This is a genomic window from Nocardia sp. NPDC059154 (assembly GCF_042755705.1).
In the GTDB taxonomy this organism is placed as follows: Bacteria; Actinomycetota; Actinomycetes; order Mycobacteriales; family Mycobacteriaceae; genus Nocardia.
Genome location: NZ_JBHZCS010000206.1, coordinates 1 through 1298 on the forward strand (window position 1 = coordinate 1; position 1298 = coordinate 1298).

Here is a 1298-nt window from a genome sequence, read left to right on the forward strand (position 1 = left end):
CCACGACCTGCGACATTCGTTCGCGGTCCACACTCTCGTGCGTTGGTATCGCAACGGAGACGACGTCGCGGCGCTGCTGCCGCGATTGTCGACCTACATGGGTCACCGCACACCTGTCTACACGTATTGGTACTTGTCGGCCAACCCGGAACTGCTCGCGCTGGCCGCTGAGCGACTGCAGAACCCGACCACGGAAGGACTGCTCCGATGAGCCCGCTCGCGCCCACCCTGCAGTTGTTCTTCACCGAACGGCTGATCAACCAGCGCCAGGCCAGCTCGGCTACAATCACCTCCTACCGCACCACCTTTCAACTGCTGCTGCGGTTCGTCGGTGACCGCACCGGCAAAGCGCCCTCGGCGCTGGAGTTCACCGATCTCGACGCCGAGGCCATCTCGACGTTCCTGCAGCACCTGGAAACCGACCGGCACAACAGCGCCCGCAGCCGCAACGTGCGACTGGCGGCCCTGCGGTCCCTGTTCCGGTTCGCTGCGCTTCGCCACCCCGAACACGCCGACCTGATCGGGCAAGTGCTCGCTATCCCGCAAAAGCGTTGCGACAGAACCGATGTGTCGTTTCTGCAACCCCGCGAGGTCGACGCGTTGCTCGCCGCACCCGACCGCTCCCGCTGGGAAGGCCGCCGCGACCACGCCCTGCTCCTGCTCGCAATCCAGACCGGGCTACGGCTGTCGGAATTGACCGGACTCACCTGCGCAGACATCCAACTCTGCCCCGGCGCGCACGCGCGATGCCGGGGCAAAGGCCGCAAGCAGCGATGCGTCCCGCTCACCCCGGCCACCACCGCGGTCCTGCGCGTCTGGTTCCACGAACGCCACGGACACCCCGACCACCGCATTCCCCACCCGCACCGGGCGCCGACTCAGCGACGACGCAGTCGAAGCACGTCTCAACCTCTACAAGGACATCGCCCGCCAGCGATGTCCGTCGTTGGAAGGCAAGCGACTCACACCCCACACCCTTCGCCACACCTGCGCGATGAATCTGCTGCACAGCGGCATCGATTCCGCCGTCATCGCGCTCTGGCTCGGCCACACCGACCCCCGATCCACCGCCGCCTACCTCCACGCCGACATGGCGATCAAGGAACGCGCCCTGGCCCGCACCACACCACCCACCACCAAACCCGGCCGCTACCAGCCCCCGGACGACCTACTCGCCTTCCTGGAGAGCCTCTGAATATCCCGACATCCACGACAACAGCTACCGGAGAACCACTGCCACACAAGCAATCCCACCAAATTGACCCACGACATCGGGATAATCACCGAGTCGGGATAAG

The 1298-nt window shown here is 65.6% G+C and carries 2 pseudogenes; both read left to right on the forward strand.

The features are described 5' to 3' along the window. A pseudogene (locus ACFXN1_RS51835) lies at window positions 1–211 on the forward strand (integrase); the annotation flags it as partial. Continuing rightward, window positions 208–1195: pseudogene (locus ACFXN1_RS51840) on the forward strand (tyrosine-type recombinase/integrase). The pseudogenes ACFXN1_RS51835 and ACFXN1_RS51840, both read left to right, overlap by 4 nt. The last annotated feature ends 103 nt before the right edge of the window (window positions 1196–1298 follow it).